Genomic DNA, 24,477 nt, shown 5'->3' with positions numbered 1-24,477 from the left:
CCCGACCGGGCCCGTCCGCAGACCGGAGGGGCCGGGACCGTCAACCGACGGACCCGGCCCCTCACGGGCATGTGACCATGACCCCCGGTACATCCGCACCACCTGGGGGAAGCATGTCCACCCGCACCACCGCCGCGCGTTCTCTCGCCGCCGCGCTCGCCGCGCTGTTCGTCCTGGCCGGCTGCACCTCACCGGACAAGGAACCGAAGGCGGCGGGCGGTTCCCCCGCGGCCGTGGCGCCGCCGCCCGCACCCGGCGGCACCGGGGCCGGGTACGAGGGGCCCCGCCCGCAGGACCAGAACCTGCTGGCCTGGACCGGCGACCCGAACGACGCGGGCCACGTCACCGCCCAGTCCGCGGCCGGCGTCGCAGGACGCGTCACCCTGGTGCGGATCGTCCTCCGCCAGGAGACCACCTGGTCGAACATCTGGCTGGGGCTGGCCGGCCTCGACCCCAACGCCCAGCTCTCCAACTGCTACCTGGGCGTGTACGACGCCACCGGCACCCTGCGCGCGGCCACCCCGGACATCTCCCCCCAACTGATGACCGACCCCGTCGCCAAGCCGCTCGCCCTCGCCAAGCCGTTCACCGCCGCCCCCGGGACCTACTTCATCGCACTCCTGCTCAACGGCAACTGGGCCACCAACGCCCTCACCCTGAAGTCCACCGGCGCCGGCATCTCGGTCAACGCGGGCCTCACGCCGCCCAACCTGCGCTACAGCACCGTCCTGACCGGCCAGAACTCCCTGCCGGCCACCCTGAACCTCGCCGAGCAGTCCACCAGCACCATCAACACCGGCTGGGCCAGCCAGTGGTACGGGATCTCCTGACCCCGTCGACACCCCCCGCACCCGCCGCCCGGCCGGAGCCGGGCGGCGGGTGCGGGCTCAGGCCGGCACGGCCTCGGCGCGCGGTACGCGGGCGGCCGGGGCGAGCCGGCCCGTGCGGTCGAGGCCGTACAGGGCGGCCGTGCAGCCGAGGCCCAGCACGAACAGGGCCAGCCAGGGCAGCGCCGACATCCCGGCGGAGCGGGCCGCGTCCAGGGCCGCCCCCGTGAGCAGGTTCCCGACGGCGATGCCGACCCCGCAGACCGTGTTGTACAGCCCGTAGTGCGTGGCGACCAGGCGGTCCCCGCAGAGCCGGACGATGGTGTCCATCTCGAACGGGTACGCGATCATCGTCCCGGCGGCCAGCAGCAGTGCCGCCAGCACCGGCGGCACCGCTGCCAGCAGCCGGGTCCCCAGCTGCGACTGGGGTACGGGCAGCGCCGTGGCGGCCAACAGGGGCAGGAACGCCGCCCCCATCGCCAGCAGCCCCCAGGCCAGCGCGCGGCCCGGCTCCAGACGGGCCTTGCACCAAGCGGTGACGCGGGTCTGGAAGAGGATCGTGCTCAGCCCGGACACCGCGAAGAGCACCGCCACCGCGGCCGTGCCGAAGCCGCCCTCGCCGCCCACGCGCCGGACCTCCAGCGGCAGCGCCATGTAGACCTGGAAGGTCATCACGTACGAGCCGATCATCGCCACGGAGAACAGCAGGAACGGCCGGTTGGCGAGGATCCCGCGCCACTGGACGAGCACCCCCTCCCGGGGGCCCCCGGAGCGTTCGGCGGCGTCGTTGCCCCGGCGGGCGGGCAGGGCGCGGATCTGCACGATGCTCAGCACCGCGAAGATGCCGGCCGCGACCAGGCAGGTGACGCGGAAGTCGACGCCCGTCAGCACCATGCCCACCAGTGGGCCCAGCAGGATGCCGGCCTGGTAGAAGACGTTGAACAGGGCGAAGGCCTCCACCCGGCGCTCGCCCGCGTCGGCCGCCAGGTAGGCCCGGGTGGCGGGGTTGAACAGGGCCCCGGCCAGCCCGGTCGCCGCGGAGGCGGCGATCAGCGCCGGAACGGAGTCGACCAGCCCGAGGGTCGCGAACCCGGCGATGCGCAGCGCGAGCCCGGCGATGATCATCGGCTTGTAGCCGAGGCGGTCGGCGAGGGTGCCGCCGATCAGGAACATGCCCTGCTGGCTGAAGTTGCGCACGCCGAGGATCAGCCCCACCGTCCAGCCGGCCAGCCCGAGCGGGCCGGCCAGGTGCGTGGCGAGGTAGGGCATGAGCATGTAGAAGCCGAGGTTGATGGTGAACTGGTTCACCATCAGCAGCTGGACGCTGCGCTCGTACGTACGGACCTGTGCGAGGGTGCCCTTCATCAGGCGGGAACCTCCGACGCGCGCAGGGCCAGCGGGTCCACCACGGCCGCGCAGCGGGTCCAGCGGGTGACCTCCTTCTCGTCCAGGCGGCCGATCGTCTCGGGCTCCGCGGCCGGCGGGGAGTCCAGCAGCCCGTGCGCGGCGCAGTAGTCGTCGTCGTACACGGTGCCGAGGTAGCGCTGCGGCCCGTCGGGGAAGACCGCGGCGATCCGGGTGTCCTCGGGCAGGGTGCGGGCCAGCCAGCCGGCCACCAGGGCGACGGCGCCGACGCTCCAGCCGCCGGCGGCGTAGTGGGAGGCGGCGAGCTGGCGGCAGGTCCACACGGCCTCGCCCGGGGCGACCCAGTGCACCTCGGAGAACTGCTCGTAGGCGACGTTGCGGGGGTAGATGCTCGAACCGAGGCCGCGCATCAGGCGGGTCCGCGCGGGCTGGCCGAAGATGGTGGAGCCGACGGTGTCCACCCCCACCAGCTTCAGCTCGGGGTAGAGCTGGCGCAGGACGCGGGAGACGCCCGCCGAGTGCCCTCCGGTGCCGACGCTGCACACCAGGACGTCGATGTGGTGCAGCTCGGTGGCCAGTTCGAGGGCCAGCGGGGTGTAGGCGGTGGTGTTGTCCGGGTTGTTGTACTGGTCCGGGCACCAGGAGCCGGGGTGCTGGGCCAGCAGCTGGGTGACGCGGTCGCGGCGGGCCTGCTGCCAGCCGCCGGTGGGGTGCGGTTCGGAGACGACGTTGACCTGCGCCCCGTACGCCGTCAGCAGGCGGGTCATCGACGACTCCAGGCCGGGATCGGTGACGAGGGTGACGGGGTGCCCGTGGACCATGCCGGCCAGGGCGAGGCCGAGGCCGAGGGTGCCGCTGGTGGACTCGATGATCCGGGCGCCGGGCTTCAGTTCGCCCCGGGCGCGGGCCCGTTCGACCATGTGCAGGCCGGGCCGGTCCTTGATGCCGCCGGGGTTGAAGCCCTCGAGCTTCGCCCAGAAGCCGCGCCCCGCCGGGGCCAGGGGCTCCGACACGCGCAGCAGGGGGGTGTTGCCGACCAGCCCGGAGAGGCCGGAGCGGGCGGGGGGAGTGACGTCGGTGGCCGAAGAATGCATTGTTCCGCTCTCGTTCGATGGTGCGTCGGTGGTCGCGCTCGTGGGTATTGCCGAGCCTGGGCAGGGCAGGGTCCGCCCGTTTGGGGGCATACGTCAGCCGTTGCGAACGGGCTTACGGGAGCGGACTAGAGCCGCCATCGACAGACGATGGTCAGAGTGGAACGTCCTGAGCGGGCGACGGCCGGCCCGGCGGGGCGCGCGGGCGCCGCCCGGGCCGCCGCCGGAGCGGCGCCCGCGCCCGCCGAAGGCCGTGCGGGCCCGGCGGACAGCGGTGCCGGCCCCTGGCCGGTGGGGGCCGGGTCGGAGGAGGCGCAGCTGGAACCGTGGCCGGGATGCGGGTGTTCGTGGCCCAGGGGCTCTGCAGGCGCTGTCGGCCCGGGCTCCAGTGCTGCTCCGGCGGCTGACGAGCCGTAGGAGACGTCGGTGTGACCGTGCGAGGAGCAGGCGAGGGCCGCGAGGAGCAGCGCGCTGAGCATGCCGACGACCAGCATGCGATACCAGGGTGAATCGGTGTGAAAGGGGCGTACGCGGGGAAGGGTCGACAAGGTTCCTCCGTGCGGCGGGCACCCCTCGGCCCGTGTGGGCGGGGGGCGGCGGGGATCGCGGGACGGGCCCGGAAGGATCCCGGGTCTACACCTGGAGGACGGCGGAGGCCGCCGGGTACGCCGGAGCGGTGGCTCCGGCCGGGTGGCAGGCCGGGCCGTGGTGGCCGGCGGCGTCCCGGCGGGCCACGGGGGCGGGCCGGGCGGCGGTGGCCGCCGGGGGAGTGGCGGTCGCGTCCGCCGGGGAGGCCGTCCGCGGAGGCAGAGGGGCGCAGTCGTGGACCGGGTGCGAGGGGGTGTGGCGGTCGGCGGGGGCCGCCGAGGCCGGGGGCGTGGCCGTTCGGGCGGCCGATGCCGTGGTGGTGGTGTGGGCGGCGCCGTGCGGGCCGGCGCCGTGCGCGCAGAGCAGGCCGAGCAGCAGCAGGGTCAGCCCGAGCAGGTGCAGCAGGCCCGCGGAGGCGCGGATCTGCGGCGTACGGGGGGACCTGGCTGTGACCACGCCGTGATCCTAGCTTGTCCCCCGCGTGACGCACGGTCCCGAACCGGACAATCGCCGACCGCTTCCCGGCCGATGCCGGTAGGCCGCGCGGGTTCGCGTGGGTCCGCGCCGGGTCAGCCCGCCAGCTCCCGTGCGTCCAGCGGGAGGTGCCACGCGTTGCGGCGGCGCACGGTGTGCAGCTGGGCCTCCAGCGGGTTCGGCGGCACGACGAGTACGGGGCACGGCGCGTGCGCCAGGCAGTGGCGGGCCACCGAGGGCCGCAGGGCGCCCAGCAGCCGGCCCCGGCGGCCCGCGCCGACCACCAGCAGGTCGTCGGCGTCCCGGGCCGCGTCGACCAGGACGGCCCGCGGGGTGCCCCGTACGATCTGCCCCGTGAGGGGGACGCCCGGGCCGCCCGGCCCGAAGGCGGCGTCGAGGGCCTCGCACAGCCGCGTGGCCGCCGCCTCCCGGTACTGGGGGTAGGGGGTGCAGGCGCAGGAGCCGCGGGCGGCCGGACCCCCGCCCGGTGTCTGCCAGGCCAGCACCGCCCACAGGCCGGCCCCGCGCAACCGGGCCTCGTCGGCGGCCCGGTGCAGGGCCGCCAGACTTCCGGGCCCGCCGCTCACGCCCACAACCACCCGTCGTCTTCCCACCGCCGGCCCCTCCCGCGTCGCCAACCGTCCGGCTCCCATTGAACGCCCGTCGGCGACGCCCGTACGTCAGCGGTGCGTATGGACCCGGTCGGCCGGCGTCAAGTTCCCGTCAGGAGACGGCGGGCGCGGCGGTCGGGAGGACGGCCCGCAGGCGGGCGCCGTGGTCGGAGGGCTCGGCGGTGAGGGTGCCGCCGTGATGGGCGGTCAGGTCGCGGGCGATCGCCAGGCCCAGGCCGGCCCCGCCGTGGTCGCGGCTGCGGGCGTCGTCCAGCCGGGTGAACCGCTCGAAGATCCGCTCCCGGTCGGCGGTCGGGATGCCGGGACCGTCGTCGAGCACCTCCAGTACGGCCGTCCGAGCCCCGGCCCCGTCGGCGGTGGTGCGCAGGACGAGCTCGACCCGGCGGTCGGCGAACCGCTGGGCGTTGTCGAGCAGGTTGGTGACCACCCGCGTCAGCCACAGCTCGCTGCCCTCCACCTGCACGCCGGCCTCCAGCTCCGTGTGTACGGGCACCCGGTCGCCCAGCCGTGCCGCCACGGCGGACCGCACCACGTCTCCCAGGTCCAGCCGGGCCGCCGCGACGGGCTGGGCGGCGTCGATCCGGGCCAGCAGGAGCAGGTCCGAGGCCAGGTGCTGGAGCCGCTCGGTGTCCTCCAGCGCCCCGCCGATCAGCTCCGGCCACAGCTCAGGGTCCCGGACGGCCAGGGCCACCTCCAGCTGGGTGCGCAGCACGGTGAGCGGGCTGCGCAGTTCGTGCGAGGCGTCGGCGATGAACTGGCGCTGGCGGTGCCCGGAGGACTCCAGCCGGTCCAGCGTGGCGTTCATCGTCTCGGCGAGGCGGGCTACCTCGTCGCGGGTGGGGGGTACCGGGACCCGGCGGTGCAGGTCCCGGTCGGTGATCTCGGCGACCTCCGCGCGGATCGCCTCGACGGGCCGCAGGGCGCGGCCCGTCACCCGCCAGGTGACCAGGGCCACCGTGGCGAGGAGCAGCGGCCCGCCGACCGCGAGCGCGGCGGTGGTGGTGTCGTCGGCCGCGTCCACGTCGCGCAGGGAGGTGCCGACGTACACGGTGACCAGGCCCTGCGGGGTGTCCGTGGTGACCTGTACGACCCTCAGCCGGTGCTCGCCGCCGAGCGGCCGGACCCGCCAGGTGTGGAAGGCGGTTCCGGGGCCCGACGGCCCGCCGGGGCCGAGCGCGGGCGCGCCGGCCAGGTTGGGGGTGGCCCGCAGCACCCGGCCGCGGGCGTTGACCACCTGGACGAAGTCGGCGCCGGGCAGCGGCGCGCGCATCCGGTCCAGGCCGCCGGCGGCGGCGAGCCGGGCGATGGTCAGGGCCTGCCGCTCGGCGTCGCGCTCGGCGTTGCGCAGCAGGTTGGCCTTGAGCAGCCCGAGCAGGGCGAACGAGGCCAGGGCGAGGGCCGCTGCCACGACGACGACCGCGCCGGCGGTGGCCCGGCCGCGGACGGTGGCGGGCCCGATCCGCCGCAGCAGGCGGCGCACGGGTCCGCGTACGCGGCCGAGCAGGCGGCGCACGGCGCCGGGCTCCGCCGGGGTCCCGGCCGGGGTCTGCGCGGGCGTCCGCGCGGGTGTCTGCGCCCGTGTCTCAGCCACCGTCGGCCGCCAGCCGGTATCCGGCACCGCGCACGGTCTCCAGGGCGGACCGGCCGAACGGCGCGTCGATCTTCCGGCGCACCGCGCTGACGTGCACCTCGACCACGTTCGGATCGCCTTCGAAGGCGCTGTCCCACACCTGTTCCAGGATCTCCCGCTTGGGCACCACCTCGCCGGCGCGCCGGGCCAGGCACTCCAGCACCGCGAACTCCCGGGCGGTCAGCCGTATCTCCGTCCCGCCCCGGGAGCACAGGTGGCGCGCGGGGTCGACCAGCAGGTCGCCGAACTCCATGGTCCGCGGGCTCCGGCGGCCCGTACGCCGGCCCAGGGCACGGAGCCGGGCGACGAGGACGAGGTAGGAGAAGGGCTTGGAGAGGAAGTCGTCGGCGCCGGTGTCCAGGGCCTCGGCCTCGTCGTACTCGCCGTCCTTCGCCGTGAGCATCAGGATCCCGGACTCGTTGCCGGCGGCGCGCAGCCGGGCGCAGACCCGGTAGCCGTTGAGGCCGGGCAGCATGATGTCGAGCACGATCAGGTCGTAGTCGTGCTCGCAGGCCATCCACAGGCCCTGCGGCCCGTCGTGGGCCACGTCCACCGAGAAGCCCTCCGACCGGAGCCCCCGCTGGAGGGCGAGCGCCAGCCGTCGTTCGTCCTCCACCACCAGTACGCGCATGCCGACCAGGGTCTCAGGTGGGGTACGGGCTTTGCTGAAGGGGTCTTCAGGCGCCTTCAGGTGGGCTTCAGCATTGCCTCGGCATGCTCGGCGACGAGCCGGGTGTGGTGCCCGGTTGTGCCTGAGGAGTCCCGGTATGTCTGAGTCTTTCCCGCAGCCCGAACAGCCCGAACAGCCCGAAGAGCAGGCGAAGCCCGCGCGCAAGGGGCTGGGCGGCGTGGTCCCCCGGGGCACGGGCGCGCGCTGGGCGGTGGCCGTCGGTGCGGCCGCGGTGATCGTGGGCGGCGGGGCGACGGCGGTCGCCGTGGCCGGCCACCACCACGGCCACGCGGACCGGGCCCGCCACCTCGTCCGCCCCGAACCGGGCCACGCGCACGCCCCCGAGGGCGGGCGCAAGGCCGAGCCGAAGATCCGGGACGGCGCCGGCCCCGCGCGCGGCGGCTCCGCCAGGCACGCCCCGGCACACGCCCCGGCGCCCGCGCCGCTGCCCGCCCTGCCCATCGGCCAGGCGGCGGAGAAGGCGGCCGCGGCGGTGGAGGGCGGCAAGGTCGAGGGCCTGCGCGCGGTCGCCCAGCAGGGCGGCGGCAGCGCCTGGCGCGCCGTGGTCCTCGGCCCGGACGGCGTCCGCCACGCGGTGACGGTGTCCGGCTCCGACGGCACCATCACCGCGAACACCCCGCTGAACCGCCGCTAGGGCCTGTCCGGCGGATCACGGCCGGGGCCGCGGTGTCCGCGGGTGCGTCGCGGAGCGGGACGGGCCGCCCGCTCCGCGCGGGGCCGATCCGGCCCGGGCGGGCCCGCCCGCGAGGGTGACCCGGTGCCGGACGGCGGTGCGCGCGGGGGATTCCGTGCGCCCCCCGGGTGCCGCGCGCGCTCCGGGCCCGCGGGTGCCGGGCGGCCGCGGGCCGGGGTTTGCTGGGCGGATGGCTGACGGCCCCTGCGAGGTACTGCTCATCGGCGGCCGGTCCGGCGTCGGGAAGACCACGGTCGCCTGGGAGGTCTCGGTGCGGCTGCGCGCCGCACGGGTCGCCCACTGCCTGGTCGAGGGCGACAACCTCGACCAGGCCCACCCTGCGCCGCCCGGCGACCCCGACCGCTCCCGCCTGACCGGGGCCAACCTGGCCGCGCTCTGGCGCAACTACACGGCGCTCGGCCAGCGCAGGCTGATCTACACCAACACCGTCTCCGTCCTGGACCCGGGCCTGATCACCCGGGCGATGGGCGGTGCGCCCCGCGTCATCGGGGTCCTCCTCACCGCCGCCGACGCCACCGCCCGGCGGCGCCTGGCCGTGCGCGAGACCGGCAGCCAGCTGGAAGCCCACGTGGCCCGCAGCGATCTGATGTCCCGGCGCCTGGAGGCCGCCGCGCTGCCCTGGGTGGTGCGCGTCCCCACCGACGGCCGTTCCGTGACCGACATCGCCCTCGACGTCGTCGCCGTGACCGGCTGGGCCGCAGAGGACGGGGCATGACCGTCTTCCGATGTGCCGACTGCGGTACGGCCGTCACCGCCGAGGTCGAGGAGGTTCCCCTCCCGGAGCGGGAGGGACCGCTGCCCTACGAGGCCGAGGGCGAGTGCCCGCCGCGGATCCCGCCGGGCCGCTTCGCGTACGACCCCCGGCCGTCCGCCTTCTCCAAGGTGCCCCACCCCACGCTGAAGTCGCACCTCGCCCCGGGCGGGCCGGTCGGCAGCATCGTCATCGGCCCCGGCGACGCCCGGGGCATGACCCCCACCACCGGCGTGGGGCGCGGCGGCTGCTGCGGCCCCGATGGCACGGGCGGGGCCAACATGCTGTGCGCCGGCTGCTCGGCCGCGCTCGCGATCGAGAGCGCCGACTGCTGGACCCCCCGGCAGATCGTCCTCGACCCCCGCCGGGTGGTCGCGGACCGGCCGGCGCCGTGATGTCCGCTCCGCCGATGGCGCGCAGAATGAAGGGGAGCGGCGAGCCCCCCGCCCCCGCGCGGGCCGGTACCGGGACTCGGCGCGCCCCGGGCAGAGGAGGCTTCGCGTGCCGTCGGAGCAGACGGGGGGCTCGGGGGCTGCCGGTCCGATCCGGTCGGAGCCGGGGTCCCTGCTGGAGCACGTGGCGGTGGCCGTCTTCGGCATGGACGGGGACGGCCGGATCCGCTTCTGGGGGCCCGGCGCGCAGGGACTCTTCGGGTACGAGGCCGCCGAGGTGCTGTCCCGGCCCGCGGCCACCCTCTTCCCCGAACCCCCCGAAGGCACCCCCGGCTCCGCCGCACGGCTGACCGAACGGGCCCGGACCCTCGGGTACTGGCGGGTCCGGCTGCCGGCCCTGCACCGGGACGGCTCGGTCTTCGACTGCGGGTTCCGGGTCTTCCCGGTGGCCGGCAGCGCCGAGGACCCGGTGATCATGGGGCTGGCCAGCAGGGGGGACGAGCTCGACCGGGTGAAGACCAACCTCGCCTTCCTCGACGCCCTCTTCGAGACCTGCCCCATCGGCCTGGTCATGCTCGACCAGGACCTGCGCTACGTCCACCTCAACCAGGCCCTGGCCGACATGGACGGCCTCCCCGTCGCCGCCCACCTCGGCCGTGCCACCGACGAGATCATGCTGACCTCCGACGGCGGCGAGTTCCAGCGGATGATGCGCGCCGTCGCCGACGAGGGCCGACCCCTCGTCGGAGCCCTGGTGGGGCTGCGCACTCCCGGCCGCCCCGACCGCGACCAGGTGCGGTCCGTCAGCCTGTTCCCGCTCAGCCGGGCCGGGGAGACCCGCCCCGGGGTGGGCGGCCTGCTGGTGGACGTCACCGACCGCGAGCGGGCCCTGCTGGAGGCCACCGCGGCCCGACGCCGCCTGGCCCTGCTGGACCGGGCCGCGGCCCGCGTCGGCACCACCCTGGACGTGGACACCACCGCCCGGGAGCTGGTCGAGGTGGCCGTACCGGACTTCTGCGACGGCTGCGTGGTCGAGCTGGTGGAGTGGATGAACCCCGCCGAGGCCTTCGACCCCCGGCTGCCCCTGTTCACCCGCCGCATCGCGTCCGGCACCGTGCTGCCGCCGCCCGCGCCCGAGCTGGTGGCCGGCGTGGAGCGGGTCAGGTACCCGGCGGGCTCCGGCATCCACCGCATGTTCGCCGCCGGCCGCCCGCTCTGCGTCCGGGTCGACGAGGAGTTCGCGGCCGGGGCCACGGACCGGCCCGGCCGCGCCCGGCTGCTGCTGGACAGCGGCCTCGCCCGCATCGTCATCGCCCCGCTCATCGCCCGGGGCACCGTGCAGGGCATCGCCATGTTCGGGCGCTCGTCCGCCCGTCCCGACTTCACCGAACAGGACCTGAGCCTCGCCGGGGAACTCGCCTCCCGCGCCGCCCTGTGCCTGGACAACGCCCGCCTCTACAGCCGGGTCCAGGACATCGCCCTCACCCTCCAGCGCGCCCTGCTGCCGAGCGCCCTGGCCCGCAGCGAGCACGTGGCCATCGCCCACCGCTACCTTCCGGGCAGCAGGGCCACCGAGGTCGGCGGGGACTGGTACGACGTGATCGACCTGCCCGGGGACCGGGTCGCCCTCGTCGTCGGCGACGTCATGGGCCACGGGGTGCCCGCCGCCGCCTCGATGGGCAGGCTGCGCATCACCGCCAAGGCGCTGGCCCGCCACGGCCCGGAGCCCGAGCGGCTCCTCGGTGAACTCGACGCGTGCGCCCGGGAGTCCGGCATCGAGCTGGCCACCTGCGTCTACGTGGAGTACGACCCGCACACCGGCCGTGTCCGCATCGCGAACGCCGGCCACCTCCCGCCCCTCGTGCGCCGCCCCGACGGCACCGTCGAGACCCTCGGCGGCGGCCTCGGAGTCCCGCTCGGGGTCGGCGGGGTCCCCTTTCGCTCGGCCGGCGCCCACCTCCCCGACGGGGCCGTACTCGCCCTCTACACCGACGGGCTCGTCGAGGCGCGCGGCCAGGACATCGAGGCGGGACTGGACGCCCTGCGGGGGCTGCTCGCGGCGGCCGGAGGACCGTTGGAGGAGGAGGTGGACCGGATCCTGTCGGCCCTGGTCCCCGACGCGGCGACCGACGACACGGTCCTGCTCCTGGCCCGGATCCGGCACGCGGGGTGACGCGGGCCGGGCCGCGGGGGAACGGGCCGGTGCGGGGCTCAGTCCATGCGCAGGGCCGCCGCGAAGTCCATCTTGTCCTCCAGCCGGGCCAGGTCCCGCCCGGTCAGCGACTCGATCCGGTTGATCCGGTACCGCAGCGAGTTCACGTGCAGGTGCAGGGCCTCCCCGCAGCGGGCCCAGGAGCCGTCGTGCTCCAGGAACGACCGGAGCGTCGGGACCAGTTCGGAGTGGTGGCGCCGGTCGTACGCGTGCAGCGGCGCCAGCAGCCGCCGGCTGAAGGCCCGCCTGACCTCCGCGGGGATCAGCGGGAGCAGCGACATGACGTGCGCCGCCATGTCCCCGGTGCCGCACACGGCGACCGGCTCCGCGTCCGGGCCGGCCGCCACCCGGCGGGCGTTGCGGGCCTCCGCCAGGGTGTGCCGCAGGTCGTCCGGCTCCGCCACCGGGTCGCCGAGGCCCAGGCTCAGCCGTTCCGCGCCGCGCAGCCCGCGCGGCAGCGCACCGCAGGCGGCGTCCCGGACCGCCTCCGGGGTCAGCTCCGCGCCCGCGGCCACCCGTACGAAGGCCACGGCCTCCCGCCCGTCGAGCGCGGTGGCGAGCCCGATCCGCCGGGCGGCGCCGGACCCCAGGCACGCCGGGTGCAGCAGCACCTCCTCCAGCAGGTCCCGCACCGGCGACGGCCCCTCGCCGCCCGGTACGCCGTCCAGCCGGGCCGCCACCGCCTGCCAGCGGGCCCCGCCGCCGGGCGCCTCCGCCTCGAGCCGCCCGGCGGCGTCCCGGACCTGCTCCCGCGCCTCGGCCCCCGTCCCGCCGGAGTCCAGCAGTCCGAGCAGCCTCCCGGCGGCCCGCCGGCGCGCGGTGCGGTCGGCGTCCCGGCCGCCGCGCTCCACCGCGATCAGCCCGGCCAGCCGTTCCACGAGGCCGATGCGCTCGTCGTGCCAGTCCCCGCTGTCGGCCTCCACCGCGACGGCCCAGTCGGTCAGCGCGGGCCCGGCCCCCGGAGCGGACCGCACCGGGAACAGCGAGTAGGGAAGCCCGTGGGCGGCCGTACGGTGCGGGGCGCGCCGGCCGGAGCGCTCGGCTGCCAGGAACCGGCCGGCCAGGGCCGTCGCCGTCCGCTCCGGCAGTGGTGGCCGCGCGCCCGCGATCAGCCGCCCGGTGGGGGACAGCACATGGGCGCGGAGGTCCAGCTCGGACAGCAGCAGTTCGAGGAGCGCCCCCGTCCCGGCGCCGCTGCCCGGCCGGGACGCCATCAGCCGCCGGTGCCGGTCCACCAGCGCGGCCAGGTTCCCGACCCGGGCCCCGCTGCGGCCCCGCGCCACGAACTCGGCGACGGGGCCGAAGGGGACGTCCACGCCCACCGCGAACAGCGGCAGGCCGTGCCGGTCGCAGGCCCGCACCAGCTCGTCCGGCACGTTCCCGAACTCCGCCTCGCCCGCCCCCAGCGCGACGGCGCCCGCTTCCACGATGATCCGTACGAAGGCGTCGGCGCGCCCGAGGTCCGGCCGCAGCCACACCAGTCCCGACAGCACCAGGTCACCGGGGGAGACGAACCGCCCCGGATCCGGCAGGTCGATGGTCACGGCGGCGAGCACGGGCCGCCGGAGCCCCTCGTCGCCGCCGCCGAGGTACCGGAACGGCGCCGGGCCGCCGGAGAGGATCACATCACGCAACTGCATGGCCACAGCCTGCCATGCGCGACCGGAGCCCCAACTGCCGCCCGGAGCAACCAAATGCGCCCTACAGCTACCCGATGATCCGGGCCGCCGCCTCACGCATCTCCACCTTGCGGATCTTGCCGGTGACCGTCATCGGGAACTCGTCCACGACGTGGACGTAGCGCGGGATCTTGAAGTGGGCCAGGCGGCCCGAGCAGTACGCGCGGACCGTGTCCGCCGTCAGCGGCTCCGCCCCCTCGCGCATCCGCACCCACGCCATCAGCTCCTCCCCGTACTTGGCGTCGGGGACGCCGATGACCTGGACGTCCAGGACGTCGGGGTGGCCGTGCAGGAACTCCTCGATCTCGCGCGGGTAGAGGTTCTCGCCGCCCCGGATCACCATGTCCTTGATCCGGCCCGTGATGCTCAGGTAGCCGTCCGCGTCCATGACCGCCAGGTCGCCGGTGTGCATCCAGCCCTCCCCGTCCACGGCCTCGGCGGTCTTCTCCGGCTCGCCCCAGTAGCCGAGCATCACCGAGTAGCCCCGGGTGCACAGTTCGCCCGGGGTGCCGCGCGGGACGGTGGCACCGGTCTCCGGGTCGACGACCTTGACCTCCAGGTGCGGCCCGACCCGGCCCACGGTGGAGACCCGGCGCTCCACGGAGTCGTCCGCCCGGGTCTGCGTGGACACCGGTGAGGTCTCCGTCATGCCGTAGCAGATGGAGACCTCGGTCATCCCCATCCGCTCGATCACCTCGTTCATCACCTCCACCGGACAGGGCGAGCCCGCCATGATCCCGGTCCGCAGGCTCGACAGGTCGTAGCCGTCGAAGCCGGGCGCGGCCAGCTCGGCGATGAACATGGTCGGCACCCCGTACAGGGAGGTGCACGCCTCCGCCTCCACCGCCGCCAGGGTGGCCGCCGGGTCGAAGGCCGGAGCCGGGATCACCATCGCCGCGCCGTGGCTGGTGCACGCGAGGGCGCCCATGACCATGCCGAAGCAGTGGTAGAAGGGCACCGGTACGCACACCCGGTCCCGCTCGGTGTAGCCGCAGAGCTCCCCGACGAAGAAGCCGTTGTTGAGGATGTTGCGGTGCGAGAGGGTGGCGCCCTTGGGGAAGCCCGTGGTCCCCGAGGTGTACTGGATGTTGACCGGGTCCCCCGGGTCCAGGGCCGCGGCCGCCCGCGCCAGGTCCGCCGGGTCGCCCTGGGTGCCGCGTTCCAGCAGCGAGTCCCACAGCGGGCCGCCGAGCAGCACGGTGAACTCCAGGTCCGCGCAGCGCGGGCGGACCTCCTCGATCATCGCCGCGTAGTCCGAGCCCTTGAAGCTCTCCGCCGCGACCAGCAGCCGGATCCCGGACTGGTTCAGCACGTACTCCAGCTCGTGCGAGCGGTACGCCGGGTTGACGGTGACCAGGACCGCCCCGATCTTCGCGGTGGCGTACTGCACCAGGGTCCACTCGGCGCGGTTGGGGGCCCAGATGCCGACCCGGTCGCCCTCGGTGATGCCGAGGTCCAGCAGGCCGAGGGCGAGGACGTCCACGTCGGCGGCCAGCTCCGCGTACGTCCACCGCCGCCCGGCGGCCACGTCGACGAGGGCGTCCCGATCGGGGAAGCGGCGCACGGTGCGGTCGAGGTTGTCCCCGATCGTCTCGTCCAGCAGCGGGACCCCGGAGCTTCCTGACGCGTGACTGGGCGCGACCTGCACGTGTACCTCCACGACTCTGTGGCCCGGCGGGGCCGGCGTGCGGCCATGATCCTCTTCCGCCGGCCGCCGGGCCACCCCCCGGAGCCCCTCATTCTTTCGAGCGTGTGTTCGATATCGGGAGTAGGCTGGTCCCATGCACGCACTCCAGGGCTCCCTCTTCGACCAGACCGACGAGATCCGGCTCGGACCGCTCTCACCGGTACGGAGGACCGAGCTCGGGGCAGGCGCCTGGGCCGACCACCTCCCCGGGTGGCTCACCGGGGCCGACGCCCTCTTCGAACGGCTCGCAGCCGAGGTGCCCTGGCGCGCCGAGCGGCGGCAGATGTACGACCGCGAGGTGGAGGTCCCCCGGCTGCTGGCCCACTACCGGGAGGGCGAGCCGCTCCCGCACCCCGTGCTCACCGAGGCCCGCGACGCCCTCGGCCGGCACTACGCCGCCGAACTGGGCGAACCCTTCGCCACCGCCGGGCTCTGCCTCTACCGCGACGGCCGCGACAGCGTCGCCTGGCACGGCGACCGCACCGGCCGCTCCGCCACCGAGGACACCATGGTCGCGATCCTCTCCGTCGGAGACCCCCGCGACCTCGTGCTGCGCCCGCGCGACGGCGGCCCCACCCTGCTGCGGCTGCCGCTGGGACACGGCGACCTCGTGGTGATGGGCGGCTCCTGCCAGCGCACCATGGAACACGCCGTCCCCAAGACGGCACGGGCCGTCGGCCCCCGGATCAGCGTCCAGTTCCGCACCCGCGGCGTAATGTGAGGCCATGCGCAGCGGGAGCCGTCTGAGGGCCTGGTGTTCCGCCCTCCCGCCCGCCGCGGGCGGAGCGGTCATGGCCTCCGGGATCCTCTCCATCGCCCTGGAGCTGACCGGCCGCACCCGGCTCTCCCTCGCCGCGCTGGCCGTCGCGAGCGGACTGTGGCTCGTACTGGCCGGCGACTTCGCCGCCCGGCTCATCGGCGACCGGGGGCGCTTCCGGGCCGAGGCGGACACCCCGGCCGCCCTCACCGCCGTCGCCGCGACCACCGTGCTCGGCGCCCGTCTCTCCCAGCTCGGCCGGCAGCGCGAGGCCGCCGCCCTGCTCGCGCTGGCCGCTCTCCTGTGGCCCGGGCTCCTCGTCTCCGTCGTACGGCACTGGCGGCGCCGCATGCCGGGCGCCGCCTTCCTCGTCTGCGTCGCCACCCAGGGCCTCGCCGTCCTCGCGGCCGCCCTGGCCGCCGCCCGGAGCGTCCGGTGGCTCGCCCTGGCCGCCCTGGCCTGCTTCTGCCTGGGCCTGCTGCTGTACGGCCTCGCCCTGACCCGGTTCGAGTTCCACGAGGTCGTCAGCGGGGCGGGCGACCACTGGGTCGCGGGCGGGGCCCTGTCCATCACGGCCCTCGCCGGGGCGAAACTCACCGCCCTGCCGCTGTGGACCGGCGCCGCGCACACGGCCCTGCGCACCGCCACCCTGGCGGCGCTCGGGATCTCCCTGGCCTGGTACGCCGTCCTGCTCGCCGCCGAACTCCGCAGCCCCCGCCCCGGCTACGACATCCGCCGCTGGTCCACCGTCTTCCCCCTCGGCATGACCGCCACCGCCTGCCTCACCGCCGCCCCCGTGACCGGCGTCCCGTGGCTGCGCCCCCTCGGCGAGGTCCTGCTGTGGATCGCGGTGGCCTCCTGGGTCCTCACCCTCCTCGCCTTCACCCTCAGCTGCTGCCGGCCCGGCCGGAGGCCGGTCTGACGGCGGCTCCGCCGGCCCCGCTCGAAGCACGGGCCACAGCCGCTCGACTGAGGCCGCATCGCCCGCCTGGCCCCCTGGGCACGCCCCTAGGCTGAACCCATGAACGTCATCCTCTACGGCGGAACCGGAATGCTCGGGCGCGGCGTACTGCTCGAATGCCTGCGCGACGACTCCGTCAAGAGCGTCCTGTCCATCGGCCGTACCCCGCTCGGCGTCAGCCACCCCAAGCTCCGCGAGCACATCCGGCCCGACCCCACCGACCTGACGGACCTCGCCGGTGAACTGTCCGGCTACGACGCCTGCTTCTTCTGCCTGGGCGTCTCCTCCCTCGGCAGGAAGGAGGAGGAGTACCGCGCCGTCACCCACGACCTGACGCTCGCCGTCGCCCGCCCGCTGGCCGCCGCCAATCCGGCCATGACCTTCACCTACATCTCGGGCGAGGGCACCGACAGCACCGAGCAGGGCGGCACCATGTGGGCCCGGGTGAAGGGCAGGACGGAGAACGACCTGCTCGCCCTGCCCTTCAGCGCCTACATGTTCCGGCCCAGCCTCGTCCAGCCCGTCAGCGGCATGCCGTCCAGGACCTGGCTCTACCGGGTGGGGTACGTGGTCACCAAGCCGCTCTTCCCCCTCCTGCGCCTGTTCGCACCGAACCAGCTCACCACCACGAAGGCCATCGGCCGGGCGATGATCGCCGTGGCCACCCCCGGAGCGGAGGCCGGCACCCGGATCCTGCGCCCCCAGGACATCAACCGCCTCGGCCAGTGACCAGTAGTAATTGATTACCGGGGACTCCCTCCCGCACGCGAGAATGAGCCATCTCGAACCGGGAGGAACCCCACATGAGCCAGGACCACCTGACTCTGCACGGCCTGCTGCCCGCGCAGGAGCTGGCGGAGGCCATCGACGCCGGACGCGTGACCCGCAAGCGGCACCCCGAACTGCCGCTGTCCATCTACACGTACACGCGCACCGCCCAGTACGAGCAGGTGTGGAACACGGTCACCACGCGCTGCCGCGGTCTCGTCGCCGACGACGAGACCGGAGCGGTCGTCGCGCTGCCGCTGCCGAAGTTCTTCAACGTCGGCGAGCACACCTCCGGCCGCCCGTACGCGCCCGCCCTGCCCGACGAGACGTTCGAGGTGTACGACAAGGTCGACGGCAGCCTCGCCGTGGTCTTCCACTACGCGGACCACTGGCGGGTCGCCTCCAAGGGATCCTTCACCAGCTCCCAGGCCACCTGGGCGCAGCGCCGCCTAGACACCCGCGACACCTCGGCCCTCGTGCCCGGGACGACCTACCTCGCGGAGATCCTCTACCCGCAGAACCGGATCGTGGTCGACTACGGCGACCGCCGGGACCTCGTCCTGCTCGCCGCCTTCGGCCGGGACGGCACCGAGGTGCCGCTCGCCGAAGCCGCCGGGCACTGGCAGGACATCGGCTCCGTCGTCAAGGTGTGGCCCGCCATGCCGCTCGACGAGCTCCTCGCGCTGGCCGAGTCCAACTCCCTGCCCGGCGGCGGGTCCGCGGCCGGCACCGAGGCCGAGGGCTTCGTGCTGCGCTTCGCCTCCGGCGTGCGCGCGAAGGCCAAGCTCTCGGAGTACGTACGCCTGCACAAGCTGCTGACCGGCGTCACCGAGCGGGACGTCTGGCGGCACCACGGCATCCAGCGCTTCGCGGGGACGTCGGTGAAGCGCCTGGCCCAGGGCCTGGGCCTTTCCGTGGCCGAGCTCGGGGGCGTCCGCTCCAAGGGCGGCCGTCCGCTGGACGAGCTCCTGGAGCAGGTCCCCGACGAGTTCGACGCCTGGGTGCGCGAGGTGATCGCGGGCCTGGAGGCGGAGTTCGCCCGCCGTGAGCGGGCCGTCGACGAGGCCTACGGCACGCTGGCACACCTGGCCGGCGACCGGGCCGCCTTCGCCCGCGCCGTGCGGGAGGTCCCCGACGGCAAGATCCGCTCGGCCATGTTCCTGCGGCTGGACGGCCGCTCGACCGAGCTCGTCAGCTGGCGGGCCGTCCGGCCGGAGACGGCCGACCCCTACACCACCGACGAGGAGAACTGAACGTGTCCGAAGAGCCCGAACTCCCCGTGGTCCACGTCATGACGGGGTTGCCGGCCTCGGGCAAGACGACCGCGGCCCGTGCCCTCCAGGCCGAGGCCGGCGGCCGCATGCGACGGGTCAACCTCGACGACCTGCGGGCCATGCTCGACGTGCCCGACCCCGAGCGCGGCCGTTCGTACCGGCACGAGCAGACCGTTCTCGCCGTCCAGGACGCGGCGGTCCGCGCGGCCGTCGAGGGCGGCTTCGACGTGGTGGTCGACAACACCCACCTGACGTCGCACATCCCCAAGCGGCTCAAGGCGGCGGTCGCCGGCCGCGCCACCTTCGTCGTGCACGACTTCACCGACGTGCCCGTCGAGGAGTGCCTGCGCCGCGACGCGGCGCGGGAGCGGCCGGTCGGAGAGGAGATCATCCGGATCCTCGCCGACAAGCACGCCAAGGCGAAGAAGGGCGGCTGGCGGCTCACCGCGGAGTGGCTGAACGACCAGCCGCCCGTCCGCCCGTACGTCGCCGACCCGGCGCTCCCGCCGGCCGTGATGTGCGACATCGACGGCACGCTCGCCCTCACCGGCGACCGGGGCCCGTACGACTTCTCGCGCTGCGGGACCGATCTGCTGAACGAGCCCGTACGGCACGCGCTCGACGCCTTCCGGCGTGCGGACGGGGACACGATCGTGCTGCTGTCGGGGCGGAGCGAGGAGCACCGGGAGCAGACGGAGTCCTGGCTGCGGCGCCACGAGGTGCCGTACGACGAGCTGTGGATGCGGGCGGCGGGCGACACCCGCCGCGACGACGTCGTCAAGGCCGAGCTCTTCGACGCGCACGTGCGCGACCGCTACGCCGTCCGGGTGTCGCTCGACGACCGCGACCGGGTGGTCGCCGTCTGGCGCCGGATGGGCCTGCCGACCTGGCAGGTCAACTACGGGGACTTCTGAAACGCCGCCGGGCGTACGGGAGGCGGCGCCGTGAGGCACCGTCCCGTACGCCCGGCGGCGCGGTCCGCGAGGGTCAGGCGCGGCACCACTTCACCGGGGTGACGTCCTTGACCCAGCGGGCGGAGACCCAGGCGCGCTTGTGGTCGTACTTCTTGCCGGCCATGCGGTCGTCGTCGTCCTTCTTCTGCTCCACCAGGTACCAGATGCTGTTGCCGTCGACCTTCTCGCCGCGCTTCTTGCACACGAGCACCAGCTTCTGGTGCGGGTGCACCTTGCCCAGCACCCTGGAGTGGGTGGTGGGCTTGCTGCGGATCTTCAGCGGGCCCTGGGAGACGACCCGGCCCAGGGCGTACTTGGGCTTGGGGTAGGTGACGGGCCCGTCGTCGCCTCCCGGCCGGCCCTCTCCGTCCTCGGAACCGTCGGAGTCGTCGGAGCCGTCGTAGTCGTCGTACTCGTCCTCGTCGTCGTACTCGCTGTACTCGTCGTCCCCGGAGCCCTCGTCGCGGACCTGCGCCGCGCCGGGCCCCTCGTCCACCGGACCGTTGTCCGCGACGGCGACGCCCGTGCCGAACAGGCCGAGCACCATGCTGCCGGCGGCAAGAGCGAGGATGGTCCTGGTGGGCTTCAGCATGAGCCGCTCCTCCACGAAGTCTTCCGCCCGGCCGCAGGGCGCGGCTCGGGGCGGCAGCGCGGTGGCTGCCACGGACGACTATGACGAGGCGGAGGGCGCAGCCCCGGCCGACGCACCGCCGATTAGCCCGATATGCCCAATATCTTCCAGGCGGCCCCGGCGCGCCCCGGCAGCCCCGGCGGCGCCCCGAAGCCCTGCGGATGCGCGCGGCCGCCCCCGGAAGCACAGTGGCCCCATGGGTATCGAAGACTACGGCGGCGGCCCCGGAGCCCAGCAGACCGGCGTCCTGGTCGTGACCACCAACGACGTCCCGGGCTACCGCGTCGAGCAGGTCATCGGCGAGGTGTTCGGGCTCACCGTGCGCTCCCGGCACCTCGGCAGCCAGATCGGAGCAGGCCTGAAATCCATGATCGGCGGCGAGCTGAAGGGGCTCACCAAGACCCTCGTGGAGACCCGCAACCAGGCCATGGAACGGCTGATCGAGCAGGCCAGGGCGCGCGGCGCCAACGCGGTGCTGATGATGCGCTTCGACGTGACGGACGCCGCCGACGTCGGGACCGAGGTCTGCGCCTACGGGACGGCCGTGGTGCTGGTGCCCGCCGGGACCTGATCCGCGGGTACGTCCTGCCCCGCCGGCCCCGGAGCGGCGGACGCGCCGCCGGCCGCCGGGTCCCCGCCGCCTCCAGGGGCGGATCCGCTCCCGCCGCGCAGCCCCAGCGCCAGCCCGGCCACCACCACCGCCAGGCCCAGCCACACCGCCGGGCGGGGTGTGGCGCCGCCCGACAGCACGCCGGCGCCCGCCGCCGCGAGCGGGGCGACACCGGTCAGCAGGCCCGCCCGGCCCGAGCCCACGGCCGCCACCGTGCGGTACCAGAGCAGGAACGCCACCGCCGTCACCAGCACCGCGAGGTATCCGACGGCGCCCCACTGGCGGACGGTCAGCTCCGCCAGGGCGGACGGGCGTTCCGTGCACACCGACAGCACCGCCAGCATCACCGCCCCCATCCACACCGCGTGCACGGACACCCCCCACGCGCCGTGCCGCCCCAGCACCGGCACCGCGAGCAGGGTGAACGCCGCCTCGCAGGCCAGCGCCAGCACCGCCCAGCCCACCCCGGCGGCGTCGGTGCGCCCCGTCCCCTCGACCAGCACCGCCCCCGCGACCACCACGGGCGCCGCCAGCAGCACCCGGCGGCTGGGCCGGCGCTTCTCCAGCAGCGGGCCGGCCAGGCCCAGCAGGACCGGTACGGAGGCCACCGCCACGGCGATGACGGCCGGCTCGGCGTGCGCGACGCCCCGGACCACGGCCACGTTGAACAGCACCAGACCGCCGGCCGCGATCCCGGCCAGCCACAGCCACTCCCGCCCCCGGGGGCGGTGCAGCGGCACCCGGGCGGCCCGGGCGAGGAGGACCAGGATCACGGCGGCCGCCACGTAGCGGACCGCCTGGGCGGCGAACAGCGGGGCGCCGACCAGGGAGCGGGAGACGGTGACGCTGCTGCCGACCAGCGCCATCCCGATGATCCCGGGGGCCAGGTCCCGCAGGGGGACGGAGCGTGCGGGCGAGGGGGACGGGGAGCCGGAGGCGGTGGACGGGGTGGGAGTGGAGGTGCTCATGCCGTCCAGCCTGGAGGCACAATGGTCCCGTGAGCAGGTCCAAAGAAGGCACCGCGGAGGGGTCCAAAACGGGCTCGGACTTCCTCCAGCTCGACATCGGCGAGGCACCGCCCGGCAACCGCACCGAGTGGCTCGCCGGCCGGCTGCGCGCCGCCATCGCCGACGGCACCCTGCCCGTCGGCAGCCGGCTCCCCGCCAGCCGGGTGCTCGCCGCCGAACTGCGCGTCTCCCGCGGGCTGGTGACCGAGGCCTACCAGCGGCTCGCCGAGACCGGCCAGGTGGCGGGCCGGGGCCGGGCCGGCACCGTGGTCGTCGCCGCGCCGCCACCCCCGGCGGCCGGGCCCACGGCCGCCGTACCGCGCGGCGGGCTGGTGGACGCGCTGCGCGCCGTGCCCTGCCGGATCGACCTCTCGCCCGGGGTGCCCGACCTCACCGCCTTCCCGCGCACCGCCTGGCTCCAGGCCGAGCGCCGGGTGCTCGCCGCCCTCACCCCCGCCGACTTCGGCTACGGCAACCCGCAGGGCGCCCCCGCCCTCCGGGAGGCGGTCGCCGGCTGGCTGGCCCGGAACCGGGGGATCCGCGCGGATCCCGCCGAGGTCGTCGTGGTCGCCGGGGTCGCGCAGGCCCTCTGGCTGCTCGCGCAGGTGTTGCCCGGGGCCGGCGTGCGCCGGGTGGCGGTGGAGGACCCCGGCTCGCTGGGGGCGCGGCAACAGCTGGAGCACGGTGGGCTGGACGTCGTCGGCGTACCCGTGGACGGGGCCGGGCTGGACGTGGCCGCGCTGCGGGCGAGCGGGGCGCGGGCCGTGCTCATGACCCCGGCGCACCAGTTCCCGACCGGGGTCGTCCTGGACGGGGAGCGCCGCCGCGAACTGCTGGCCTGGGCCGCCGCCGGGGGACTGGTCGTGGAGGACGACTACGACGCCGAGCACCGCTACGACCGCGCGCCCGTACCCGCCCTGCGGGCCCTGGCGCCCGAGGGGGTCTGCTACGCCGGGAGCGTGTCCAAACTGCTCGCGCCGGCCCTGCGGCTGGGCTGGCTGCTGGTCCCGCGCCGCCTGCGGGACCCGGTCGTGGAGGCCAAGCGGTACGCCGACCTCGGCAACCCGGTCCTCGCGCAGCTCGTCCTCGCCCGGCTGATGGACTCGGGCGAACTGGAGCGCCACCTGCGCTTCGTCCGCCGCCGCCACCGCCGCCGCCGGGACGCGATGCTGCGGGCCGTCGCCGAGCACCTGCCCGGAGCCCGGGTGCACGGGGCCGCCGCGGGGCTGCACCTGACCGTCACCTTCGACGGCGCGTCCTTCGACGACACCGCCGTGGCCGGGGCGGCCCTGGCCCTCGGGGTCAAGACGCACCCGCTGTCCTGGCACCGGCTGCGACCCGGCCCGCCGGGCCTGATCCTGGGCTACGCGGCCGGACCGGTGAGCGAGGTCGAAGAGGGCGTAGCCGTCCTGGGCCGGGCCCTGCGGGAGCACGTACGAGATCATCGGCGTTGACAACCGCCGCGCCCGCCACGTGTAATGGCCGACGGTGTCGCGTGACTCCGGCCAAAGAGCAGTGGGCCGGCCGGTGATCGGGCGAACACCCTTCACTCAGGGACACGCCATGAGTCAGTACTCCGCGCCCCGCAGTTGACGTAGAGCGGCCGCACCCGCGGCTCCCGCGTCGCGGCCCGGCCGTCCGGCCGCAGCCGCCTCCCCTTTTCCGCGAGTCCGTACGCCCGCAAGTCCGTACGCCCGCGGCTCCGTACGCCCGCTCCCGCATGCCCCGCCCCGGCGGCTCCCGCTCCACAGCGGCCCGCCGGGGGACCGGCGGCGTGCCGGACCGGCCTGCCCAGAGAGAGAACACGCACGTGCCCACAACACCCGCCCAGGACTTCAACCGTTCCGTCATCGAGGAGTTCCGCGCCAACCACGGCAAGGTCGGCGGCTACTTCGAGGGCGAGGACCTGCTCCTGCTCACCACCACCGGCGCCCGGTCGGGAGCCGAACGCACCACCCCGCTCGGCTTCGTCCGCCACGAGGGCGTCCTGCTGGTGGTCGGCTCCAACCTCGGCGCCCCCGTCCACCCCGCCTGGTACCACAACCTCCTGGCCCACCCGCAGGTACGGGTCGAGCTCGGCCCCGACACCTTCGAGGCCCTCGCCGTACCCGCCGAAGGGGCGCGGCGCGAGGAGCTCTTCGAAGCCGTGGTGCGCGCCGCCCCCGGATACGCCGACTACCGGGCGCGCACCACCAGGGTGCTCCCCGTCGTCCGGCTGGAGCCCGCCGAGCCCGACGGCTGGCGGCCCCCCGCCGAGATCCGCACCCTCGCCGGGAAGTTGCTGGAGGTCCACACCTGGCTGCGGGCCCAGCTGCGCCACGTCGGAGCCGAGACGGAGGCCCACTTCGCCGCCCGCGCCGCCCACACCGGCCCGGGGCGGCCGCCGGCGCCCGGGCTCGGGCTCCAGATCCGCCAGCGCTGCCTGGCCTTCTGCCAGGGCCTGGAGTTCCACCACACCAGTGAGGACGCCCACCTGTTCCCGGGGACCCTGGCCCACCACCCGCACCTGGCACCCGTCTTCGAGCGGCTGCGGGAGGAACACCGCACGGTCGCCCGGATCCAGGGCGGACTCGTGGCCCTGCTGGACGGGGTGGCCATCACCGGACCCGAGCGGTTCCGCGCCGAGCTGGCGCGGATGACGGCGGAGCTGAACGCCCACCTCGACCACGAGGAGGAGGTGCTGCTGCCCCTGCTGGAGGAGGTCCCCTGGCCGCCGCCGCGCCCGTGAGGCGGGGCGGGGCGGGAACGCGCGAAAAGTTTTTTCGAAACGGCGGCAACCGATCGGTCAGTCGCGCGTCGTGCG

24 protein-coding genes are annotated in these 24,477 nt (G+C 75.3%); 13 read left to right on the top strand and 11 right to left on the bottom strand.

Annotated features, from left to right (window positions below):
• Window positions 1-113 precede the first annotated feature (113 nt).
• The gene (locus tag ACZ518_RS08185; protein ID WP_469112187.1) at window positions 114-830 is read left to right on the top strand and encodes a hypothetical protein; all 717 of its coding nucleotides are present in this window, start codon (window positions 114-116) and stop codon (window positions 828-830) included.
• 57 nt (window positions 831-887) lie between these two features.
• Here ACZ518_RS08185 and ACZ518_RS08180 read toward each other — a convergent pair whose 3' ends face one another.
• From ACZ518_RS08180 to ACZ518_RS08150, 7 genes are all read right to left on the bottom strand, one after another.
• Window positions 888-2,192 (bottom strand): MFS transporter, encoded by a 1,305-nt coding sequence (locus tag ACZ518_RS08180; RefSeq protein ID WP_469112186.1) that lies wholly within the window; start codon window positions 2,190-2,192, stop codon window positions 888-890.
• The gene (locus ACZ518_RS08175; protein ID WP_469112185.1) at window positions 2,192-3,286 is read right to left on the bottom strand and encodes a PLP-dependent cysteine synthase family protein; all 1,095 of its coding nucleotides are present in this window, start codon (window positions 3,284-3,286) and stop codon (window positions 2,192-2,194) included. Before ACZ518_RS08175 ends, ACZ518_RS08180 begins: the two co-directional genes overlap by 1 nt.
• 125 nt (window positions 3,287-3,411) lie before the next feature.
• Window positions 3,412-3,777, bottom strand: a complete 366-nt coding sequence (locus tag ACZ518_RS08170; RefSeq protein ID WP_469112184.1) for a hypothetical protein — start codon at window positions 3,775-3,777, stop codon at window positions 3,412-3,414.
• Window positions 3,778-3,916: 139 nt separating this feature from the next.
• Window positions 3,917-4,327 carry a hypothetical protein gene (locus ACZ518_RS08165; protein WP_469112183.1) on the bottom strand — a complete coding sequence of 137 codons (411 nt, stop codon included), beginning with the start codon at window positions 4,325-4,327 and terminating at the stop codon, window positions 3,917-3,919.
• A gap of 113 nt (window positions 4,328-4,440) precedes the next feature.
• Window positions 4,441-4,998 carry a universal stress protein gene (locus tag ACZ518_RS08160; RefSeq protein ID WP_469112182.1) on the bottom strand — a complete coding sequence of 186 codons (558 nt, stop codon included), beginning with the start codon at window positions 4,996-4,998 and terminating at the stop codon, window positions 4,441-4,443.
• A 70-nt stretch (window positions 4,999-5,068) separates the two neighbouring features.
• Window positions 5,069-6,436: a sensor histidine kinase gene (locus ACZ518_RS08155; protein WP_469112348.1), complete on the bottom strand. Its 1,368-nt coding sequence runs from the start codon at window positions 6,434-6,436 to the stop codon at window positions 5,069-5,071.
• Between the two features lie 124 nt (window positions 6,437-6,560).
• Window positions 6,561-7,238 carry a response regulator transcription factor gene (locus ACZ518_RS08150; RefSeq protein ID WP_469112181.1) on the bottom strand — a complete coding sequence of 226 codons (678 nt, stop codon included), beginning with the start codon at window positions 7,236-7,238 and terminating at the stop codon, window positions 6,561-6,563.
• A gap of 136 nt (window positions 7,239-7,374) precedes the next feature.
• Here ACZ518_RS08150 and ACZ518_RS08145 point away from each other — a divergent pair, with 136 nt between their 5' ends.
• The 4 genes from ACZ518_RS08145 to ACZ518_RS08130 all read left to right on the top strand — a co-directional run bounded on the left by ACZ518_RS08145 (window position 7,375) and on the right by ACZ518_RS08130 (window position 11,308).
• Window positions 7,375-7,932: a hypothetical protein gene (locus ACZ518_RS08145; protein ID WP_469112180.1), complete on the top strand. Its 558-nt coding sequence runs from the start codon at window positions 7,375-7,377 to the stop codon at window positions 7,930-7,932.
• Between the two features lie 229 nt (window positions 7,933-8,161).
• A complete protein-coding gene (locus ACZ518_RS08140) occupies window positions 8,162-8,707 on the top strand; it encodes a hypothetical protein (RefSeq protein ID WP_469112179.1) in 546 nt (181 codons plus the stop codon).
• Window positions 8,704-9,138 (top strand): hypothetical protein, encoded by a 435-nt coding sequence (locus ACZ518_RS08135; RefSeq protein WP_469112178.1) that lies wholly within the window; start codon window positions 8,704-8,706, stop codon window positions 9,136-9,138. Before ACZ518_RS08140 ends, ACZ518_RS08135 begins: the two co-directional genes overlap by 4 nt.
• 106 nt (window positions 9,139-9,244) lie before the next feature.
• Window positions 9,245-11,308 (top strand): SpoIIE family protein phosphatase, encoded by a 2,064-nt coding sequence (locus ACZ518_RS08130; RefSeq protein WP_469112177.1) that lies wholly within the window; start codon window positions 9,245-9,247, stop codon window positions 11,306-11,308.
• Window positions 11,309-11,346: 38 nt separating this feature from the next.
• On the opposite strand, the gene ACZ518_RS08125 is transcribed toward ACZ518_RS08130, so the two are convergent.
• Both ACZ518_RS08125 and ACZ518_RS08120 read right to left on the bottom strand, forming a co-directional pair.
• Window positions 11,347-12,987, bottom strand: coding sequence for a PucR family transcriptional regulator (locus ACZ518_RS08125; RefSeq protein ID WP_469112176.1), 1,641 nt, complete (start codon window positions 12,985-12,987; stop codon window positions 11,347-11,349).
• Window positions 12,988-13,054: 67 nt separating this feature from the next.
• On the bottom strand, window positions 13,055-14,686 hold the full coding sequence (locus ACZ518_RS08120) for an AMP-binding protein (protein ID WP_469112175.1): 1,632 nt from the start codon (window positions 14,684-14,686) through the stop codon (window positions 13,055-13,057).
• A 121-nt stretch (window positions 14,687-14,807) separates the two neighbouring features.
• Here ACZ518_RS08120 and ACZ518_RS08115 point away from each other — a divergent pair, with 121 nt between their 5' ends.
• From ACZ518_RS08115 to ACZ518_RS08095, 5 genes are all read left to right on the top strand, one after another.
• A complete protein-coding gene (locus ACZ518_RS08115; protein WP_469112174.1) occupies window positions 14,808-15,434 on the top strand; it encodes an alpha-ketoglutarate-dependent dioxygenase AlkB in 627 nt (208 codons plus the stop codon).
• A 4-nt stretch (window positions 15,435-15,438) separates the two neighbouring features.
• Window positions 15,439-16,392, top strand: coding sequence for a tellurite resistance/C4-dicarboxylate transporter family protein (locus ACZ518_RS08110; protein ID WP_469112173.1), 954 nt, complete (start codon window positions 15,439-15,441; stop codon window positions 16,390-16,392).
• A 99-nt stretch (window positions 16,393-16,491) separates the two neighbouring features.
• Window positions 16,492-17,160 (top strand): Rossmann-fold NAD(P)-binding domain-containing protein, encoded by a 669-nt coding sequence (locus ACZ518_RS08105; protein WP_469112172.1) that lies wholly within the window; start codon window positions 16,492-16,494, stop codon window positions 17,158-17,160.
• A 74-nt stretch (window positions 17,161-17,234) separates the two neighbouring features.
• Window positions 17,235-18,452 carry an RNA ligase gene (locus ACZ518_RS08100; RefSeq protein WP_469112171.1) on the top strand — a complete coding sequence of 406 codons (1,218 nt, stop codon included), beginning with the start codon at window positions 17,235-17,237 and terminating at the stop codon, window positions 18,450-18,452.
• A 2-nt stretch (window positions 18,453-18,454) separates the two neighbouring features.
• Complete coding sequence (locus ACZ518_RS08095) at window positions 18,455-19,387, top strand: phosphatase domain-containing protein (RefSeq protein WP_469112170.1); 933 nt, start codon at window positions 18,455-18,457, stop codon at window positions 19,385-19,387.
• A 73-nt stretch (window positions 19,388-19,460) separates the two neighbouring features.
• On the opposite strand, the gene ACZ518_RS08090 is transcribed toward ACZ518_RS08095, so the two are convergent.
• On the bottom strand, window positions 19,461-20,018 hold the full coding sequence (locus tag ACZ518_RS08090; protein ID WP_469112169.1) for an SH3 domain-containing protein: 558 nt from the start codon (window positions 20,016-20,018) through the stop codon (window positions 19,461-19,463).
• A gap of 235 nt (window positions 20,019-20,253) precedes the next feature.
• On the opposite strand from ACZ518_RS08090, the gene ACZ518_RS08085 reads away from it, so the two are divergent.
• Window positions 20,254-20,628 (top strand): YbjQ family protein, encoded by a 375-nt coding sequence (locus ACZ518_RS08085; protein WP_362458255.1) that lies wholly within the window; start codon window positions 20,254-20,256, stop codon window positions 20,626-20,628.
• Here the strand turns inward: ACZ518_RS08085 and ACZ518_RS08080 are convergent.
• Entirely contained in the window at window positions 20,589-21,635 is a 1,047-nt protein-coding gene (locus ACZ518_RS08080; RefSeq protein WP_469112168.1) for a DMT family transporter, read from the bottom strand. The two genes, ACZ518_RS08085 and ACZ518_RS08080, sit on opposite strands and share 40 nt — an antisense overlap.
• 29 nt (window positions 21,636-21,664) lie before the next feature.
• On the opposite strand from ACZ518_RS08080, the gene pdxR reads away from it, so the two are divergent.
• Together pdxR and ACZ518_RS08070 are read left to right on the top strand one after the other, a co-directional pair.
• Window positions 21,665-23,128 (top strand): MocR-like pyridoxine biosynthesis transcription factor PdxR, encoded by a 1,464-nt coding sequence (gene pdxR, locus ACZ518_RS08075; protein ID WP_469112167.1) that lies wholly within the window; start codon window positions 21,665-21,667, stop codon window positions 23,126-23,128.
• Between the two features lie 356 nt (window positions 23,129-23,484).
• Entirely contained in the window at window positions 23,485-24,402 is a 918-nt protein-coding gene (locus tag ACZ518_RS08070; RefSeq protein WP_469112166.1) for a nitroreductase/quinone reductase family protein, read from the top strand.
• Window positions 24,403-24,477 lie beyond the last annotated feature (75 nt).

This window comes from Streptomyces sp. NPDC033966 (assembly GCF_055575955.1).
The sequence above is the reverse complement of the archived record's forward strand: the minus strand, read 5'-3'. Positions and strand labels throughout refer to the sequence as shown.

Coding starts and splice junctions, on each gene's coding strand:
- ACZ518_RS08105 (WP_469112172.1), top strand. CDS start 16,492: ATGAACGTCATCCTCTACGGCGGAACCGGAATGCTCGGGCGCGGCGTA.
- ACZ518_RS08150 (WP_469112181.1), bottom strand. CDS start 7,238: ATGCGCGTACTGGTGGTGGAGGACGAACGACGGCTGGCGCTCGCCCTC.
- ACZ518_RS08185 (WP_469112187.1), top strand. CDS start 114: ATGTCCACCCGCACCACCGCCGCGCGTTCTCTCGCCGCCGCGCTCGCC.
- ACZ518_RS08090 (WP_469112169.1), bottom strand. CDS start 20,018: ATGCTGAAGCCCACCAGGACCATCCTCGCTCTTGCCGCCGGCAGCATG.
- ACZ518_RS08080 (WP_469112168.1), bottom strand. CDS start 21,635: ATGAGCACCTCCACTCCCACCCCGTCCACCGCCTCCGGCTCCCCGTCC.
- ACZ518_RS08100 (WP_469112171.1), top strand. CDS start 17,235: ATGAGCCAGGACCACCTGACTCTGCACGGCCTGCTGCCCGCGCAGGAG.
- ACZ518_RS08115 (WP_469112174.1), top strand. CDS start 14,808: ATGCACGCACTCCAGGGCTCCCTCTTCGACCAGACCGACGAGATCCGG.
- ACZ518_RS08085 (WP_362458255.1), top strand. CDS start 20,254: ATGGGTATCGAAGACTACGGCGGCGGCCCCGGAGCCCAGCAGACCGGC.
- ACZ518_RS08140 (WP_469112179.1), top strand. CDS start 8,162: ATGGCTGACGGCCCCTGCGAGGTACTGCTCATCGGCGGCCGGTCCGGC.
- ACZ518_RS08160 (WP_469112182.1), bottom strand. CDS start 4,998: ATGGGAGCCGGACGGTTGGCGACGCGGGAGGGGCCGGCGGTGGGAAGA.
- ACZ518_RS08180 (WP_469112186.1), bottom strand. CDS start 2,192: ATGAAGGGCACCCTCGCACAGGTCCGTACGTACGAGCGCAGCGTCCAG.
- ACZ518_RS08110 (WP_469112173.1), top strand. CDS start 15,439: ATGCGCAGCGGGAGCCGTCTGAGGGCCTGGTGTTCCGCCCTCCCGCCC.
- ACZ518_RS08125 (WP_469112176.1), bottom strand. CDS start 12,987: ATGCAGTTGCGTGATGTGATCCTCTCCGGCGGCCCGGCGCCGTTCCGG.
- ACZ518_RS08170 (WP_469112184.1), bottom strand. CDS start 3,777: ATGCTGGTCGTCGGCATGCTCAGCGCGCTGCTCCTCGCGGCCCTCGCC.
- ACZ518_RS08145 (WP_469112180.1), top strand. CDS start 7,375: ATGTCTGAGTCTTTCCCGCAGCCCGAACAGCCCGAACAGCCCGAAGAG.
- ACZ518_RS08135 (WP_469112178.1), top strand. CDS start 8,704: ATGACCGTCTTCCGATGTGCCGACTGCGGTACGGCCGTCACCGCCGAG.
- ACZ518_RS08175 (WP_469112185.1), bottom strand. CDS start 3,286: ATGCATTCTTCGGCCACCGACGTCACTCCCCCCGCCCGCTCCGGCCTC.